This window comes from Thalassospira mesophila (assembly GCF_002115755.1).
Lineage (GTDB): Bacteria > Pseudomonadota > Alphaproteobacteria > Rhodospirillales > Thalassospiraceae > Thalassospira > Thalassospira mesophila.
In genome coordinates, this window is sequence record NZ_JFKA01000005.1 from 64,044 (window position 1) to 82,586 (window position 18,543).

At 53.9% G+C, this 18,543-nt stretch carries 15 protein-coding genes; 5 read left to right on the plus strand and 10 right to left on the minus strand.

Features of this window, described 5'->3' with window-relative positions; all coding sequences use genetic code 11:
- Positions 1 to 178 precede the first annotated feature (178 nt).
- Positions 179 to 652, plus strand: coding sequence for an NUDIX domain-containing protein (locus TMES_RS12485; protein ID WP_085583010.1), 474 nt, complete (start codon positions 179 to 181; stop codon positions 650 to 652).
- A 69-nt stretch (positions 653 to 721) separates the two neighbouring features.
- On the opposite strand, the gene TMES_RS12490 is transcribed toward TMES_RS12485, so the two are convergent.
- Together TMES_RS12490 and TMES_RS12500 are read right to left on the minus strand one after the other, a co-directional pair.
- A complete protein-coding gene (locus TMES_RS12490) occupies positions 722 to 1,708 on the minus strand; it encodes a histidine phosphatase family protein (RefSeq protein WP_085583012.1) in 987 nt (328 codons plus the stop codon).
- Between the two features lie 261 nt (positions 1,709 to 1,969).
- Complete coding sequence (locus TMES_RS12500) at positions 1,970 to 2,560, minus strand: YchJ family protein (RefSeq protein ID WP_245835388.1); 591 nt, start codon at positions 2,558 to 2,560, stop codon at positions 1,970 to 1,972.
- Positions 2,561 to 3,143: 583 nt separating this feature from the next.
- On the opposite strand from TMES_RS12500, the gene rpoH reads away from it, so the two are divergent.
- Positions 3,144 to 4,013 carry an RNA polymerase sigma factor RpoH gene (gene rpoH / locus TMES_RS12505; RefSeq protein ID WP_085583016.1) on the plus strand — a complete coding sequence of 290 codons (870 nt, stop codon included), beginning with the start codon at positions 3,144 to 3,146 and terminating at the stop codon, positions 4,011 to 4,013.
- 99 nt (positions 4,014 to 4,112) lie between these two features.
- On the opposite strand, the gene TMES_RS12510 is transcribed toward rpoH, so the two are convergent.
- Complete coding sequence (locus tag TMES_RS12510) at positions 4,113 to 4,565, minus strand: NUDIX hydrolase (protein ID WP_085583018.1); 453 nt, start codon at positions 4,563 to 4,565, stop codon at positions 4,113 to 4,115.
- Positions 4,566 to 4,838, minus strand: a complete 273-nt coding sequence (locus TMES_RS12515) for a hypothetical protein (RefSeq protein WP_085583567.1) — start codon at positions 4,836 to 4,838, stop codon at positions 4,566 to 4,568. It abuts the gene before it with no gap.
- A gap of 198 nt (positions 4,839 to 5,036) precedes the next feature.
- Here TMES_RS12515 and TMES_RS12520 point away from each other — a divergent pair, with 198 nt between their 5' ends.
- On the plus strand, positions 5,037 to 5,906 hold the full coding sequence (locus tag TMES_RS12520; RefSeq protein WP_085583020.1) for a DUF502 domain-containing protein: 870 nt from the start codon (positions 5,037 to 5,039) through the stop codon (positions 5,904 to 5,906).
- Between the two features lie 92 nt (positions 5,907 to 5,998).
- Here TMES_RS12520 and recG read toward each other — a convergent pair whose 3' ends face one another.
- A complete protein-coding gene (recG, locus tag TMES_RS12525; RefSeq protein ID WP_085583022.1) occupies positions 5,999 to 8,086 on the minus strand; it encodes an ATP-dependent DNA helicase RecG in 2,088 nt (695 codons plus the stop codon).
- Between the two features lie 234 nt (positions 8,087 to 8,320).
- Here recG and TMES_RS12530 point away from each other — a divergent pair, with 234 nt between their 5' ends.
- Both TMES_RS12530 and mfd read left to right on the plus strand, forming a co-directional pair.
- A complete protein-coding gene (locus TMES_RS12530; RefSeq protein WP_085583024.1) occupies positions 8,321 to 8,596 on the plus strand; it encodes an FAD assembly factor SdhE in 276 nt (91 codons plus the stop codon).
- A 97-nt stretch (positions 8,597 to 8,693) separates the two neighbouring features.
- On the plus strand, positions 8,694 to 12,098 hold the full coding sequence (gene mfd, locus TMES_RS12535) for a transcription-repair coupling factor (protein WP_085583569.1): 3,405 nt from the start codon (positions 8,694 to 8,696) through the stop codon (positions 12,096 to 12,098).
- A gap of 63 nt (positions 12,099 to 12,161) precedes the next feature.
- On the opposite strand, the gene TMES_RS12540 is transcribed toward mfd, so the two are convergent.
- The 5 genes from TMES_RS12540 to TMES_RS12560 form a co-directional block, all read right to left on the minus strand.
- Complete coding sequence (locus tag TMES_RS12540) at positions 12,162 to 12,836, minus strand: DsbA family oxidoreductase (protein WP_085583026.1); 675 nt, start codon at positions 12,834 to 12,836, stop codon at positions 12,162 to 12,164.
- A gap of 26 nt (positions 12,837 to 12,862) precedes the next feature.
- The gene (locus TMES_RS12545; RefSeq protein WP_085583028.1) at positions 12,863 to 14,083 is read right to left on the minus strand and encodes a phosphopentomutase; all 1,221 of its coding nucleotides are present in this window, start codon (positions 14,081 to 14,083) and stop codon (positions 12,863 to 12,865) included.
- A gap of 79 nt (positions 14,084 to 14,162) precedes the next feature.
- Positions 14,163 to 14,996: a deoxyribose-phosphate aldolase gene (deoC, locus tag TMES_RS12550; protein WP_085583030.1), complete on the minus strand. Its 834-nt coding sequence runs from the start codon at positions 14,994 to 14,996 to the stop codon at positions 14,163 to 14,165.
- Between the two features lie 98 nt (positions 14,997 to 15,094).
- Complete coding sequence (locus tag TMES_RS12555) at positions 15,095 to 16,234, minus strand: succinylglutamate desuccinylase/aspartoacylase family protein (RefSeq protein WP_085583032.1); 1,140 nt, start codon at positions 16,232 to 16,234, stop codon at positions 15,095 to 15,097.
- An 89-nt stretch (positions 16,235 to 16,323) separates the two neighbouring features.
- Positions 16,324 to 18,513, minus strand: coding sequence for a methyl-accepting chemotaxis protein (locus tag TMES_RS12560; protein WP_085583034.1), 2,190 nt, complete (start codon positions 18,511 to 18,513; stop codon positions 16,324 to 16,326).
- Between the last annotated feature and the right edge of the window lie 30 nt (positions 18,514 to 18,543).

Below are 18,543 nucleotides of genomic sequence, written 5' to 3' on the forward strand. Positions count from 1 at the left end.
GGGCATAACAATGTCCGGCTCAGGGCCACGCATTATTGACAATGACAAAGGCAGTGCCAGCGATGGGTGCTGCCTTTGTTTTTTAGCGTTGCAAATTTGATGATTGTTGATATGAAAATTTTAAAGGTTCAATTTTACTACGCAATCTGAAAAACATCCCGGTTGAGGAGACGCATATTTGATCGGTCCGATTTTTGGCAACCCGGAACCGGGCAAGGCATATGACATTCAAGATTGCGCCTATGCCGTTATTCCCGACGGAAAAGGCATGCTTGGCGTTGTGAAAACCCCAAAGGGAATTATGCTGGTCGGGGGCGGGGTTGAACGCGGGGAAACCGGGCAGGGTGCGCTTTGCCGTGAAGCCATTGAAGAAACCGGCTGTCCTGTCAAAATTGTCTCGCGCCTCGGCATTGCGACGCAATATGTCAATAATCGCACCAAAAACAAATACCGCCTGAAACGGGCCGTTTTTTTCATTGCCGAAATTCAACACCAAACCACAGCGCCCATTGACCTGGACCATGAATTTATGTGGATGCCTGCCCTCAAGGTCGTCGACAGCCTTGTTCGGCCCTTTCATCGCTGGGCCGCGCAGCACAGTCTTGAAATTGCCATTCGCAAAAGCGGTATCATGGACGATTTTAATTATTGAGCGCGGGGCTGATCCGGGAATTCTGCCCGTTTTTGTATCGGAATGCGCTCCGGCGAGACGATGCTTTCGTTATGATTTCGTGTCGAGCGTTTCGGGCTGAATTTTAAATCCCCGCAAGACCTTGCGCAGGCCTTCTTCTTTTACGGTTTCAATTGCCTGTGCCAATGACACCCATTTGCGGCCGCGATGGGATTCCTCCCATTCGTGATCGGGCAATAATTGCTCGACCTGCATGGCAAAAACCTCGACAGAACACCGCGCCCCCCATTTCAGATAATGGTACTTGCCCACCGGTGGCTCCAGCGTTTTGCCCAAGCACCCGGCTTCTTCGCGCGCCTCTTTGGCCGCACTTTCAACAGCGGTTAACCCCGGGTCAATTGCGCCTTTGGGAATAACATAATGTTTGCCGCCGCTCGACAGGGTCATCAATATTTCAATATCGCCGTCTTTGCCAAAGCGAAACGGGATCACCGACGACTGGTGATAAAAATAGGCCGGGCGTTTCCGCTTTTCCTTGCCGTCCAGATCAGGCCACGGAAAATCCTGCGCAACCGATGCAGCATCCACCAGGTGAAGAATGCGCCCGGCGGCGGGGGAAATATCCGCCCAGTCCCCGGTAATCTCGATCATAACCATCGATGCCGGCTTTAACGTCGGGAACAGGCGCTTTTTTCGCATGTCGGCCCCGGCCAGCAGGGCAGGAAGTTCACTAATGCCGGGGTTATGACCCACAATCAGCACATGTTTTGCATCGTCATCAAGCGCGGCAATCGCGGCAAACAACGTGGCCGCGGGTGCATTGTAAAAATCGGCATTGGTGGTGATGTCGGGCTTGATACCAGGATACAGCGTTTTATGCAGTTTTTGGGCAGAATGAAGGGTGCGTTCCGCCGGAGATGCAATAATCCGGTCCGGATGAAGCCCTTTTTTATGAAGAAACGCCCCGATGCGCTGAACGTTAAGTTTGCCTTCTTCGGTAAGTGGACGGCAAAAATCGCCCCGTGCATCATAGGTGACGGTTTCACCGTGCCGCAATAGGGTGATCAAACGTTTCATTCAGGCAACCTTGAAAAATAAAAAACACATCCCCGCATAAAGACGACGCCGGGATGCCGGGGTGTTCAAATGATATGGTTATAAAAAATCGGGTTAAAATGCCCTTGGTATCGGGGAAGGAAAGTTTTGCGACCGAGGCACCCGTGAAAGGCGCCGTATTGCATATATCTATCCCATAATCCATGAAATATTTGTGACCGTGCATTGCAGGGTCATCCCCGGGCCAGTCAGGACACGGTTGCTCGCATCAGAAATTCGCCGTTAACCGCCACAGCATTTCTTGTACTTTCTTCCTGATCCGCACGGGCAGGGATCATTGCGCCCCACCGTCGGCGTTGTGATCGTTTTGCCTGCCAATGATGCCTCAGGCACAGGGGATGCAGGTTGCGTTATTGTCGCGTCATTTAGCGACGGAGCCGATCTTGTGCTCTGTAATGGATTAACGCCGTCAATATACAGCCATTTGCCATTTTTGCGCAAAAACCGCGATTTTTCATGCTGGAAGCCAGCCTGACCATTTTCGATAAAGCGGGCGATAAACTCCACATAGCCAACATTGTCTGTTGCGCTGCCCGCATCGGTTCGAACAATTTCAAGGCTGGTCCATCGTGTTTGCTGCCGTGCGATGTCATCGAAGTTATAAGTGGCGGCCTTTTCGGCGGGCACAGTGTGCGCCAGGTAATGCCCAAGCCCCAAGGCGAAAGCACTGTAACGTGATCGCATCAATTGTTCGGCTGTGGCCGGTAGTTGGGCATTGTCATGGAATGGCTTGCAGCACTGGCCATAGGGCCGTTCTGTGCCGCACGGGCAGGCGGACACAATGGATGATACTGGCGGGATGATGCGCGGCATAAGGGGGCCAAAATCCGAATTATGGGCTGCAGAACATGCAGAAAAACCATGGAGCCGCCAAGGCTTCACAGCGTTGTGAACATAGAGTGATTGCACGATAAAGCAAATTGCCTTTTTTTAGCCTTATATCGTTTCTACCGTGACGATGCGGGAAAAATTAATACCCGACTACTTCAGTTGGGTATGATTGATAAAATCTTGATATACTGCCGGAATACACAAGTCATGATCTGCTTTTTTATCTTGACGGAATTACTCAGGATTAGATATATTAGCTTTAAAGCGGGTGGGGGCCCATTAGGCACCGCCGGATTTTAGTCCGGCCAAGGTTTGGCGGACGTAATGTCGATTTGCTTCAAAGTAAGGATGAGACACATCATGAACACCCAGTTTTACCTCAGGCGTCCTCTTCCATAGGCCACATTCGGAATGGCCACTTGCACACCCCGTGCTATTGCAGCCGTTCCTGCCTGTGAAGTGTTTCAATCAAACATGATTGGGAGTGCGCACGCTTTAATACCGGAATTGACGCGTACAGATACGACAATACCGGTTTGCGTCGGCCTCTCAGGAGGATAAGACCATGAGCTCTATCAAATTACCTGCCGTCCCCCAGGATGACGGCTTTTCAGGGTATCTTCGCCAGGTATGGAAATTCCCGATGCTGACGGCAGACGAGGAATATATGCTGGCCCGGCGTTATGTCGAACATGAAGACACCGATGCCGCCCACAAAATGGTCACCAGCCATTTGCGCCTTGTTGCCAAAATCGCCTTCGGGTATCGCGGCTATGGCCTGCCGATAACTGATCTGGTGGCAGAAGGTAACACTGGCCTGATGCGCGCAGTGCAAAAGTTTGACCCCGAACGGGGCTTCCGCCTGTCGACTTATGCGATGTGGTGGATCCGTGCTGCTGTAACGGAATACATCCTGCACAGCTGGTCGATGGTCAAACTTGGTACCATGGCCGCCCAGAAGAAACTTTTCTTCAGCCTGCGTAAGGCCAAGAAACAGCTAAACATCTATGACAACGGTGAATTGACCCCGGAACAAGCCGGGCAGGTTGCCGAGCGTCTGGGCGTGACCGAGAAGGAAGCGCTTGATATGAACCGTCGTCTGGCGGCGCGTGATTTCTCTCTCAACACGCCGATGCCAAAAGACGAAGGCATGGAATATCTTGATACGCTTGCGTCGGACTCACCGTCTCCAGAAGCGCTGGTGGCAGATTCCGAAGAAAAAAGCCTGCATAATGGCATGTTGAAAAACGCACTGGGCGAATTGCCAGACCGCGAACGTGAAATCATTCTGGCCCGTTTCCTTAGCGACGATCCGATCACGCTGGAAAAGCTGGGCGAACGATTTGGGGTTAGCCGCGAACGTGTTCGTCAGCTTGAAGCCCGTGCTTTCAAGAAGTTACAGGAATCTGTTCTGACACAACATCAGGCTGCCTAACGGCAAAATCTATCGTCTGATTATCAGACACATATCAAGGGTGGCATTTCGGTGCCGCCCTTTTTTAGTGCGCTATGTTTGATTACCCTTGGCCGATACTCAAGAATTTCGCTGTTGTTGCGATGTTTTAATAACCTCGATGGTTTTGGCCCATAAACCATATGGCTCAAGGTTGTCCGGGTCCGCCCAAATGGCGGCATCAGCGTCATCTCCGGGGACGGGGTCCGTGCTGTGTGGGGTGGCATCGGCACTGAAATCAAGCAGGGTATAATGATAACGCGGCGCGTCCGCGGCATCGCCGGGAACGATCAGATCAACAATTTCAAGGAAACGGATATTTTCAATCTGTATCGATGTTTCTTCAAACACTTCGCGGATCAGGCTTTCAATGACGGTTTCGCCCAATTCCTGGGCACCGCCCGGCAGGCTCCATTCCCCGGCCTTGGGCGGCTTGCCACGGCGGATTAGTAAAACTTTGCCGTCACGCCACACCACCGCACCAACGCCAATGATCGGGCGGGCGGGGTTTTGCCGACCTGCTTTATCTGTCATTTAGTTTGCACCATCATCTTTATCGTCATGGTCTATATCCGGATCTGGCAAATCACTTACCATTTTCCCGGTCATTTCGTGCGCCTGAATAACCGTGCGGCCCAGAAACTGTTCGTCTGACTGCGGGCGCAACGACATGACAAAATCGGTGGCTGGCGCAGTGTTGGCGGCAAACTGCCGGGCCGCATCATAATCTTCGGCCCGAATGATGGCGGTACTGATGCGAGCAGCACCGTTATCGTCGTAAATATATTCAACAATCCAGACCTGCAAAACGGCTCCAATTCGTTGGCTATGGTTTGTTTGGTTGCGCTGCAAAAGCGCTTGCTGCTATCACTGTTCTAAATATGCAGGCTGCGCCCAGCGTAATATTCGGGGAACGACTGTCGCAGCATCGCCATATTTTTTCGGGCAAACTTTAAAGACATATTTGCAGTGTGTTAACGCACTACAACCTATCAAAGGTGATAAATGAACGCCAAGCGTGATGATGCTCCCGATACCAATAAACCGTTACCAACCCCACCGATACCGTCTTTAGGTGTTGTTGCCCGGTTGCGAACGTACTTTTTGACGGGGGTTCTGGTTAGTGCGCCGCTGGCAATAACCTTTGGCCTGGCCTGGTGGTTTATCGAGTTTGTCGATGGGTCGGTCATGCCGCTCATTCCGGCACAATATAATCCCGAAATATATCTGCCCGAGGCGTATCAAAGTTACGGCATTCCCGGCTTTGGCCTGCTGGTCATCGTCATTGCGATTACGCTGGTGGGCTGGCTAACCACCAACTTTGCCGGACGCGCGCTGATCAAGATTTACGAGCGTGTTCTCGGTCGCATTCCTGCTGTGCGCAGCATCTACGGGGCGATCAAGCAAATCCTTGAGACCGTGCTGGCAAACCAGTCAAACGCGTTTCGTCAGGCTGTATTGATCGAATATCCGCGTCGCGGCATGTGGGCGATTGGCTTTATCACCGGTGAAACCAAGGGCGAAGTCCAGCATCTGACCGAAGATCAGGTCATTAATGTATTTTTGCCAACCACACCAAACCCGACATCGGGTTTCTTGCTGTTCGTGCCCAAACGCGATGTGGTCGTGCTTGATATGACGGTGGAAGAAGCCATAAAAATGGTGATGTCGGGCGGTATCGTCACCCCGGTGGATCGCCGCCCCAAGGACCTGCAAGATAAACCCGTTGTCTCGGCCAAAACCTATGAAAATGTCGATTTGCTGCGCGAAAAAGAAAACATCCCCGTACTTGTGACGCGCCCCGGCACGGACGCAGAGCCCTCAGGCAATGCCAGTACGGCCAGCAGCCAAAACGACAAAACTGAAAACGCATAAAGCGATGTGATCCATAAAGCACACGCAAAAAAACAGGGCAGGGACATGATGCGTCCCGCCCTGTTTTTGTTTTAGCGACATGGCGTAATTTGCTAACCGGAGCGAAAATACCGGACCGCTTCGTCGCGCTCGAACAAATATAACAAAAAGCGCAAGGATTGCCCGCGCGGGCTTTGCAAATCCGGGTCGCGATCAACAATCAGGCGGGCATCATCCCGGGCAATGGCCAGCAAGTCGCCATGCAAATCGAGATTGGCCAGCCGATAGGCCTGAAGGCCGCTTTGCCGCGTTCCTAAAACTTCACCGGCCCCGCGCAAACGCAAATCTTCCTCGGCAATGATAAAACCGTCTTCGGTTTCACGCATGATTTTAAGCCGCGCCTTCGACATTTCGCCCAAAGGGGCCCCATAGAGCAACAAACAGGTTGAAGCCCCGCTACCCCGGCCAATACGACCGCGTAGCTGGTGCAATTGGGCCAGACCAAAACGTTCGGCATGTTCTATGACCATAATCGTGGCTTCTGGCACATTCACGCCCACCTCAATCACCGTGGTCGCCACAAGGATCGACAAATCGCCATGGGCAAACCTGTCCATGACAATATCCTTGTCCTTGCCTTTCATCTTGCCATGAACAAGGCCAACCCGGCCTTCACCAAACTGGTCTACCAGAATACGGTGGCGTTCTTCTGCGGCCTGTAAATCGATGATTTCGGAATCTTCGACCAGCGGGCAAACCCAATAAATCTTGGCCCCCTGGCGCATGGCACGGCCAATACCGGCTGTTACATCCTCCACCTTGTCAATCGGCAGCACGCGGGTATCAACCGGCAGGCGTCCCGGCGGTTTTTCGTCCAGTCGCGATACTTCCATATCGCCAAATGCGGTCAGGGTCAGGGTGCGCGGGATGGGGGTTGCTGTCATCACCAGCACATCAACCGCTGTTCCCTTGCCTGCCAGCATCAGGCGTTGATGCACGCCAAACCGGTGTTGTTCATCGACCACGGCAAAGGCCAGGTCGTGAAAGGCAACACTGTCTTGAAACAGGGCATGGGTGCCAACCGCCACGGCAAATTCGCCACTGGCCAATCCATCAAGAATTTTCTGCCGTGCCTTGCCTTTGTCGCGCCCGGTCAAAAGCGTGCAGGTCACACCGATTTTTTCCAGCATCGGCGCAATGGTTTCAAAATGCTGGCGGGCCAGAATTTCGGTTGGCGCCATCAAGGCCGCTTGTCGCCCGGTTTCAACGGCATTTAACATGGCCATCAAGGCCACAACCGTTTTACCCGAGCCGACATCACCCTGCAAAAGCCGTAACATACGGCCGGTGCTGGCCATATCGTCATTAATGTCTTTAAGTGCGCGTTGCTGTGCTCCGGTCAACGAAAAGGGCAATTGTTCGCCCAGTTGGCGGCGCAACCCGCCATCGCCAGCAATGGATCTGCCGCCCAGCTTTTTCATCTTGGCCCGGATCAAGGTTAATGCCAGTTGATTTGCCAGCAATTCGTCATAGGCCAGTCGGTTGCGCGCGGCATGGTCGGGTAACAGGTCGCGGTCGTCTTCGGGTTTGTGAACCTGAAACAGCGCTGTTTTAAAATCGGGCCAGCCGTGGCGCTTTTGCAAAGCCGGATCGTGCCATTCGGGCAGGTCCGGCACATGGCTTAACGCACTTTGAATGGCTTTGGTCAGGGTTTTGCCGGTTACCCCGGCTGACATCGGATAAACCGGCTCTACCGTTTGAATGGCATCACGTTCGGCTTCGGTGCCGATGCGGTCAGGATGGGTGATTTGGTATTCGCCGCGATAATGGTCGATCTTGCCAGAGATGATCCGTTTTTCGCCCTCGGGCAGCACCTCGTTAAGGTATTTTCCCCGGGCATTAAAAAACACCAGCGTGACAAAGCCGTCATCGGTGCGGCAAATAATGCGATACGGGCGCCTGCGGTCTGGCGAGGGTTCATGGCGTTCGACAAAAACGTCCAGCGTCACAATGGCCCCGTCGATGGTCTCGGTCAGGGGTGGTGAAAAGCGCCGGTCAATCAGCCCGGTGGGAAGATGCCATAACAAATCCACCAGATGCGCACCGCCAATCAACCGTTCAACCAGCGGCTTTAACCGCGGGCCAATGCCGGGCAGGCTGTCTATTTCAGCAAAAAGCGGGAACAGGATTTCCGGACGCATACGTTTGACACTTGGCTTCAAAAATGGAACATTAGCAGAACAAAGACTTGTTTCTGTTCGGTATACAGCATATTTTCGCCCTCGCAACCATCGAGTTGGGCCGAAGGGACAAATCCAGCCCTTCACAGCATGGACCAATTTCGGAAATTGCCTTACAACGCTAGGCCATTGCCGGAAAGCGACATTGTGCCATATGTGGACATGCCCGCAAACAGTGACAGGAGAATAAGGCCCATGACTGATCATGACAATGAACTGGAATTGCGGCGTAAAAAACTGCAATTTCGCGGGGCCCATCGCGGCACCAAAGAAAACGACATTCTGGTTGGCCGTTTTATGGATGCCCATCTGGCAACTCTGAATGCCCGCCAGCTTGACGAATTTGAAGCCTTGATCGTCGATATCCCCGATGCCGACTTTTTTAAATGGGCGACTGGCAAGGAAAAAGCGCCAGCAGCCTATGATACCGAAGTTCTGGCTATGATTAACGAACTTAGCAACGCCCGATAAAGCATTGAATAATATCAAAGACATCGTCACACGCACCGACCGCGCCCGGTTAGGGGGGGTCCCCGAAGGTTATGATGCCCTTTTGCTGCGCGAAATTATGGATGCGGCAAAAGACAACCGCACCATCATGCATATTGCGCGCGACGACAAACGCATGGCGCAAATGGCCGAAGGCTTGCATTTTTTTGCCGGTGAGGTCGAAATACTGACATTCCCGGCATGGGACTGCCTGCCTTATGATCGGGTATCGCCGGTTGCCGATGTTACCGCGCGCCGGGTTGAAACCCTGACCATTCTGGCCGACCCCAAACAGCCGGTCGGCGAGTTCGGGCGAATTGTGCTGACAACGGCGGCGGCTGTTATGCAGCGCGTGCCGATGGTTGATGTGATGCATCGTGGCAAATTAACCCTGACAACCGATCAGGAATATTCCCGCGCCGATCTGACCGCCTATTTCGAGCGCATGGGCTATGGCCGCGCCGAACAGGTGATGGAACCAGGCGATTATGCGGTGCGTGGCGATATCGTTGATATTTTTGCCCCAGGCATGAAAGAACCGGTCCGGCTGGACTTTTTTGGCGATGAAATTGAAAGCATTCGCCGGTTTGATGTTGAAAGCCAGCGCACGGTCGGGCGCATCAATGAAATATCCCTGTTGCCGGTTGGCGAGATATTTCTCGACCCCGACACGATTTCGCTATTTCGCAGCAAATATCGCGAATTATTTGGCAATGTTTCGCAAACCGACCCACTTTATGAATCAATCAGTTCCGGCCTGAAATATGGCGGTATGGAACATTGGTTGCCACTGTTCCACGATGGGCTGGATACTATTTTCACCTATCTGCCCGATGCCATTATCAGCCTGGATCATCAGGTGGGCGAAGCGATTGATAACCGCATGGAAATGATCGATGATTATTTTCAGGCGCGCCAGAACATCAAGGGCGGCGGGCTTGCAGGCGATAGCGTTTACAAGCCGGTACCGCCCGAACGCCTTTACCTCGACCATACCGAATTTTCCCGCAATCTTGCCGGGCGGCTGGTGCTCGATTTATCGCCCTATGTCGAAGAAGAAAATGCCGAACGCGGCATTTTTGACATGGGCGCGCGCAAGGGCCGCGATTTTGGCGATATTCGCGCCCGTGCCGATGTAAATCTGTATGACGAATTGCGCGATTTCATTTCGGCCCAGCGCGGTAAACAGCATCAGGTTGTGATTGCATCCTATTCGGATGGCTCGCGCGATCGCATGGTGTCGCTTTTGCGCGAACACGGGGTCGGCAAGGTTGTTACAGCCGAGTGTTGGGAAGACATCACCGATGATCTGACCTTCGAGCATTGCGCGGTTGTGATCCTTGATATCGAACATGGCTTTCGCCGTGAAGGCCTGTGGTTTTTAACCGAACAGGATATTCTGGGCGACCGCATGAGCCGCCCCGGCGGACGCCGCCGCAAGGCCGAAAACTTTCTGCGTGAAGCATCGGAAATTGCCGAGGGCGACCTTGTTGTTCATATCGAACATGGTATTGGTCGTTATCTGGGTTTGATGACAGTCACAGCCGGTGGTGCGCCGCACGACTGTCTACAACTGGAATATGACGGCGGCGACAAGCTGTTTGTGCCGGTTGAAAATATCGAAGTTTTATCGCGTTATGGCTCGGATGAAGGCTTGTCGATCCTTGATCGCCTTGGCGGTGCCGCGTGGCAGGCGCGCAAGGCCAAACTGCGTGAACGCATCCGCGATATGGCCGACAAGCTGATTAAGGTCGCGGCCGCCCGCCATTTGCGCAAGGGCGAAGCCTTAACCGTGCCCGAAGGGGCCTATGACGAGTTTTGCGCCCGGTTCCCCTTTACCGAGACCGAAGACCAGGCCCGCGCCATTGAAGATACGCTGGGCGACCTTGGGGCTGGCAAACCGATGGACCGGCTGGTGTGCGGCGATGTGGGATTTGGCAAAACCGAGGTTGCGCTACGTGCGGCCTTTGCCGCCGTCATGTCAGGCAAGCAGGTTGCCATTGTCGCCCCGACAACATTGTTGTGCCGCCAGCATTACCTGAATTTCAAGGAACGGTTTGATGATTTGCCGGTCCGGGTTGAACAGCTTTCGCGTCTGGTAACCGGTAAAAATGCCAAGCTGGTGAAAGACAACCTTGAAAGCGGGCATGTTGATATTGTCTGTGGTACCCATGCGATATTGGGGCAGGGCGTAAAATTCAAAGATCTTGGCTTGCTGATTGTCGATGAAGAACAGCATTTCGGTGTTAAGCACAAGGAACGCCTGAAAGAACTTAAAACCGATGTTCATGTGCTGACCTTAACCGCAACACCCATTCCGCGTACTTTGCAACTGGCCCTGACCGGGGTTAAGGAACTGTCGATCATCGCGACCCCGCCGGTCGACCGTTTGGCCGTGCGGACCTATATCACGCCCTATGACCCGGTTGTGGTGCGCGAAGCCATTTTGCGCGAACGCCATCGTGGCGGGCAGATTTTTTATGTCTGCCCGCGGGTATCCGACATTGGCCGGGTGGCAAAGGAACTTGAAACACTGGTTCCCGAAATCAAGTTTGACATTGCCCACGGGCAAATGGGCGCACGCGACCTTGAACAGGTGATGACCGACTTTGTTGAACGCAAGTTTGATTTGCTGCTGGCAACCAACATCATTGAATCGGGCATTGATGTGCCCAATGCCAACACCATGATTTTGCACCGCGCCGATATGTTTGGTCTGGCCCAGCTTTACCAGTTGCGTGGGCGTATTGGTCGCTCCAAACAGCGGGCTTATGCCTATCTGACGTTGCCAAACGGCAAAAAACTGACAGCAACGGCAATGAAACGTCTTGAAGTCATGCAAACGCTGGACAGTTTGGGGGCCGGATTTAACCTGGCATCGCATGACCTTGATATTCGCGGGGCAGGGAACCTTCTGGGTGAAGAACAATCTGGGCATATCAAGGAAGTCGGGATCGAACTTTATCAGCAAATGATCGAGGAAGCCGTGGCCGAGGCCAAAGGTGAAATCGAGGATGCTGCCGATGCCGGTTTTGTCCCGCAAATCAATATTGGTATGCCGGTCTTGATCCCGGATCGTTACGTGCCCGACCTTGGCGTACGTTTGGGGCTTTATCGCAGGTTGTCCGAATTGCGCACGCGCGAGGAAGTGGACCAGTTTGGTGCCGAAATGATCGACCGTTTTGGTAAATTGCCCAAGGAAGTCGAAAACCTGCTGGATGTTGTAACCATCAAGCTGTGGTGCCGGGCGGCGAATATTGAAAAGCTGGATGCCGGGCCCAAAGGGGCCTTGATCACGCTTCACAATAACGAATTCCCCAATCCTGCTGGTTTAATTGGCTTTATTCAGCAGCAAGTAGGCGTGGCACGGCTGCGGCCTGATCATAAAATCGTTTATACCGCTGGCTGGGATGGCCCGATGGATCGGCTTGATGGTGTTAAACGCCTGATGCGTCGCCTGTCGGAAATTGCGGCACGCGCCTGACCTGAAACAGAAATGGCGGCACCGGAAACGGGCCGCCATTTTTAAATTTCAACACCGGTTTTTTTACTGCGAAATCAGGATATCTTCCTGGCGGGCAAGGCGGATCATACGTTGCAAAATACCGGGTTCTTGCGCCCCGGACAACGCATGACGGCCGTTAAACAGGAAACAAGGCACACCGCTAACACCCAACTGGTGGGCAAGGCGGCTTTCCTGCACAATAAATTCGTAATCCATGTCGCTGTGCAAATAATCGATAATTTCACTGCGATCAGCCCCGTGACGCATGGCAATATCGACCAGCACATCAACATCGCCAATATCACGGCCGCGCAGAAAATAGGCCGCAAAAAGATCTTCAACCAGGGCATTGCCGACATCAGGCCGTTCGGCAGACATTTTGTAAATCAGGCGGTGCGACAGGGTTGAATCCGGTGTCACGGCGATGGCATCAAAGTTAAAATCAATACCAACACTGGCACCCGCCGCCGCGATGGAATTATAAACGCGATTGGCACTTTCGATGCCGCCAAACTTGGTCGAAAGATACCATTTACGGTCAACCCCGCCCTGCGGCATGTCGGGGTTAAGCAAAAATGGCCGCCATTCGATTGGAAAGTTCGACAGTCCTTCGGTATTCAACGCTTTTTCAAGCCGTTTTTTACCGATATAACACCACGGACAAACCGTATCGACGATGGCTTCAACGCGCAGGGCGGAAAGCTGCATGAGTGTCATATCCCTCTTTGTCCGTGGCGGTTAACTTAACCGTGTAAAAACGACGTACCTGTCGCAATGGTGATGCCCAAATGTTCGGCCACTGTCTGGCCTATATCGGCGAAAGTCTCGCGTGCCCCAATCGGGCCGGGATCAATCGCCGGGCCAAATGCCAGTATCGGCACGACTTCGCGGGTATGGTCATTTCCGCGCCATGACGGGTCGCAACCGTGGTCGGCGGTGATAATCACCAGGTCGCCCGGTTTCAGGGCCGCACGTAATTCCGGCAGGCGGGCATCAAATTCTTCCAGCGCATTGGCATAGCCCGGCACATCGCGACGATGGCCAAATTCCATGTCAAAATCGACCAGATTGGTAAAGACAAGGCTGTTATCAGGCGCCTGGTCAATTTCCGTCATCATGGCATCAAACAGGGCCATGTTACCCGCCGCCTTAACCTTTTTGCTGATCCCGCGCTGGGCATAAATATCGGCAATTTTGCCAACCGAAATAACCTTGCCGCCCGCATCGCTAAACACATCCAGCAAGGTCGGGCGGGGCGGGGGAACCGCCAGATCGCGCCGGTTGGCGGTGCGTTTAAAGTCCGCAGGGGAAGACCCGACAAACGGGCGGGCAATAACCCGGCCAATATTATAAGGCTGGACCAAAGTGAAAGCGGTTTCACAAACTTCCATCAAACGATCAAGGCCGAAATGCGCCTCGTGGGCGGCAATCTGAAACACGCTATCGGCTGATGTGTAACAAATAGGCATGCCGGTACGAATATGTTCTTCGCCCAGCCTGGCAATAATATCGGTGCCAGGTGCATGGCAATTGCCCAAAATGCCGGGAATTTTGGTGCGTTTGATCAGCTCATCGGTCAATTCAGCAGGAAAGGTCGGCACATCGTTGGGGAAATAACCCCAGTCAAAATCAACAGGAACACCGGCAATTTCCCAATGGCCACTGGGGGTATCCTTGCCGCGTGAGACTTCACGGGCAAAACCATAGGCCCCGATGATGGCGCCGCCATGCTCCAGCCCCGGCGGGATTTGCCCGGTGACATCACGCGCCGCTTCGCCAAGGCCCAAGGCGGTCATGTTGGGCACACGCAACTTGCCTTTGCGAAAATCGGTGTCAGCCAAGCCTTTTGCACACAATTGCGCAATATGACCCAGCGTATCGGACCCCACATCGCCAAATTTGTTGGCATCCGGGGCGGCCCCGATCCCAAAGCTGTCAGCAACAATTAAAATGGCGCGTGCCATGGAAAATCCCTTCCTGGTATTCTTGTGTGCGGCCCATGCCCAAAAACACGGATCGCTGGCTCACAAATAGGTATTCGGGTTAATAGTTGCCAGCATTTGTCGATACCGGGTCGGTATTTACACCGCAAACGGCCAAAAGATCGGTCAAAACACCGCTGGCCCCAAAACGGAACGTCGCCGGTGTCGCCCAGTCCGGCCCCATAATGTGGTCGGCAATGGCCAGATACAACCCGGCATCCGCCGTTGTTTTAACCCCCCCCGATGCCTTGAACCCACAATCGAAACCTTGTTCTGCCTTGGCATCGCGAATGGCCGTGATCATGGCAATGGCGGCTTCCGGCGTGGCCCCGGCTGGTACTTTCCCGGTCGAGGTTTTGACAAAATTGGCCCCGTTGGCAATTGCCAGACGGGCGGCATCGTAAATGGTTTGCGTATCGGGGAATGCACCGCTTTCAAGAATAACCTTCAACGTCATGAAGGGTCCACAGGCCTGCCGGGTGGCGGTTATAACCTCGGCGGCACTATCTATATTGCCCGCCAAAAACGCCCGATAGGGCAAAACAACATCAATTTCATCGGCACCGGCAGCAACGGCATTGGCAGTTTCATCGGCAACGCGCTGGGCGTTTTCCCCACCGTCGGGGAAATTAACCACTGTGGCTGTTTTAACGCCACTTTGGCCAAGCGCCTTCCACGACGTTTCAACAAAAGGTGCATAGACACACACCGCTGCGGTATTGCCAACCGGGGTTTGGGCTTTGGCACACAGGGCTTCAATGGTTTCGATAGTGTCGTCATCATTCAGGCTGGTCAGATCCAGAACAGAAATGGCCCGCCTGGCTGTTGCCACATTGACAACGACAGATTTTGTCGCCGTTTCAATTGTTTCCGCTATGCTTTTAGTGTCGAACATTATGATCGCCCTGTGATGTGCCGTAAACAGGCAGGGCCCGAACAACTGTCCGGACCCTGCAAATCAGATATTCTAGCTATCGCTTCCGCCCGCAACCGTCAACGCGCAGTTAGCAGATTGCCACTTTTGCCGGGCAAAACATTTGGCCCCGCGACCGAGCATAACAACCCGCCTGGCACCACAAGCCGCCCACCAACACGGGCATACATAAAGCCATCTGTGCGGCTGCTAAACGGTGTTTTTTCACCGGTTTCGGTGTCAAGAACATATCCCAGTTCCTGACCAGCCTTGACCATGCCACCCGGCTTTGTTGAAAACACGATCATGCCGCCATGGGTTGCTGTCACACGGTCCACGCCAGCCAAGGGGGTTGCATCGCATTTGGCAACGGGCAGGGGGCCGGGGTCGCCCGCGATCACGCCGCGCCGTTGCAGAAAGCAAAACAGGTTGGCAGCATCTTCGGCGGCGTAATGGTCATACACATCCTGTTCACCGCGCAATTCGATGGTGGTTGCCAAGGTTGCCATGGGAATGGGAAACGCTTCGCCATATTCACGGCGCATCACCACCCATGGCAGGCTGAAGGCTTCGTCAAACGGGTTGTCACCGGATTCTTCGGCGATCAGGCAGGCACCTGCACCGATTTGGGCGTTTAAATCGGCGGCATCGGGCCAACTGGAATCGCTGGTGTAAAGATGCATGGCGGCTTCCCAGTCACAATGCAGGTCCATCACCAGATCGGCATCAATTGCCAGTTCGGCCAGGGTAAAGCGCAAATCTTGCAAATCGGTCATAGGACCGGATGATGCCCGGCGCTCCTTGATCAGGCGGCGCAGTTCGGTGCGGATAATGGCAACATTTTCTGTGCCGTTCTGGCCCAGTTTGCCTTTTACCGCAACAATCAGCTCGTCGCACAAATCGGGGTAATGCCGGTTAAAGTTTTGCCCGGTTCGCATGTCAAACCGGCCCAGCGGCTTCATATCCACATACTGGGTAAAGCCGATCGGGTTGGCAAACGGGACGACCACAACTTCGCCAAGGATCTCGCCTTTGGTTTCGGCATCAGCCAGCAGTTTTTCAAGATGGTGCAACACCAGCACACCGGGCAGTTCGTCAGCATGCAGGGCGGCCTGAAAATAGGCTTTGGGCCCTTTGCCGACTGTTCCATAGGTGCGCACGGTCAGGGCGCGGGTGGTGCCCATTTGGGGGCGAAGAAGTTCAATGCGCTGTTGCTGCATTTCATACCTTTAGGTTAGGGGGCCGGTCGTTGGTGGCGCCGACATGTTGAAAATAAATCGAGAGCAGATAATAGAGATTACAGATTAGATCAGTTGCGCCGAACGCCGGACAAAAAACCATCCACAGCTGATTTCAGGGAAACACCCTGCTGGCTTAGCTCGTTAGAGACGCGCGCAACCTCGCGCGAGGCAACATCTGATTCTTCCGACGCACGGGCCACGCCGTCAATTGACGAAATAACAGACTGCGTTCCGCGCGCGGCCGATGTTGCACTTTGTGAAATTTCGGCGGTCGCACTGCCTTGTTGTTCGATGGCCGTCGATATGCTGCCGGTCAGAACACTAAGTTCGCCAATCGTTCGGGTAATGGTTTCAATCGCCTTGACCGCTTCGGCAGTCTCACCCTGTACCTCGGCAATCTGACGGCTGATTTCCTCGGTCGCCTTGGCTGTTTGCGAGGACAGGTTTTTTACTTCCCCGGCAACCACGGCAAAACCCTTGCCCGCATCCCCGGCGCGTGCGGCCTCGATCGTGGCGTTCAGGGCCAAAAGATTGGTCTGTTCGGCAATGCCGCTAATCAGGGCAACAATTTCACCGATTTTGCTAACCGATTGATCAAGGTCGAGGATTTTGCCATTGGCGGCCTCGGCTTCGGCCACGGCTTCCTCGGATCTACCAAGGGCGGTTGACGAACTGCGGCCGATTTCATCAATCGAGGACGAAAGCTCGGTCGTGGCTGTCGACACCGTGGTGACGTCATCGGCGGCATTTTGCGAATGCCCCAGGGCCTCGCCACCCAGCGAGCGGGTTTTTTCGGCGGCGGACATCATCGATTGACCGGCATGGTCCAAATGGCCCATCGACACATTCAATGTGGTCAGAATATTGGTGATTTCGCCTTCAAATTCCTCTGTAAGGTTTTGAAGACGCTGGCTATGTTCAAGCTGCTCGGCTTTCTTTTCTTCTTCCTTGCGCCGCATGGTGCGCCGTTCCTGAATGTTGCGTTTAAACACAGCCAGGGCACGGGCAAATTCGCCAATTTCGTCGGTGCGGTCGGTGGATGGAATTTCAGCTGCCAGATCATCATCAGCCAAACGGACCATGGTGGCGCGAACGTCGTCAAGCTGGCGGATAACCCGGCGGACAATAAACTGCCCGACCAGCCCGATCACCACCAGAATGGCAATCGCGCGCAAGATCATGGAATTGCGCAGGTTTGCAATCGGCGCCATAATTTCGCTAACGCGGGCTTCGGCAATCATCGCCCATGTTGTCCCGCCATATTGAATAGGCTGATAGGCGGCAACCTTTTCAACATTGTCGGCATCGCGATAGGTCATAACCCCGGTTTCACCCGCCATTGCAGCCGCCACCGGGGCGGTATCGTGGCTGACATTCAGCACGGGCTCGTTACCACCCTCCGCCGCATTCATCTGACGATCGACCGTTCTTAACAGTTTGTCCGGCCCGACCAGATAAATCGACCCGGTGTCGCCCAAACCGGCAGGATCGGCGGTGACGTCGTTAATTTCTGAAACCGGTTCCTCGACCACCAGAAAACCGCGTACATCGCCTTTGTCGGCAATGATGGGGGCCACGATAAACCGTGAAATCATATCCGGAACGTTACGTAAAAAGTCACCAAAGGCGACCGGGGTGTTCGCCGGATCTGCCATCACACCTTTTAGCAACGAAGACAAGCCGGGATAGGGGAACTGGGCATCGTTGATATTGCGGCCAAATTCATCGCGTTTGTTAACGGTATAAATCACATCCCCGGTCAGCGAAACCAGCATCAGTGAGCGATATTGCCGTTCTGTCGCAATGCCGCGCAAATCAACGTGAAAACGGTTATGATAGCGGGTGTAAGGGGTGCGTTCTTCGGGTTTGGTCAGTTCGGCGCGCTTGTCGGCAGGGTTGGGGTTTTCATCAATAAACAACCGCCGCAGATTTTTTTCCCGTCCGTCGCCTTCCAGGGCCCAGCCCGAGGCAAAGCTGTCATTGGCTTCCTTGATCTGCAAGCTGCTTGCCAGGCGTTCTACCGACTGGTTTTCAACCCGGAACAACCGGTTCAATGTCGAGGTGCGCGCATCAAGTAACGCCGTCAGCTTGTCGGCCGACAGGCTGCGGATATCGTTCGAGGCCAGCCAGTAATCGGCAGCGCCAAGAACAAGAATGGATATCAGCGAGCTGATCGCGACAAGCAAAGGCAGTTTGACGGCCAGTCGCATGTTTTTACGCGGGCGTGCAGACGCACCAGCGACGGATGAACGGGTCATGATCGTTGGTAACCTTTAAAGTGCGACCGG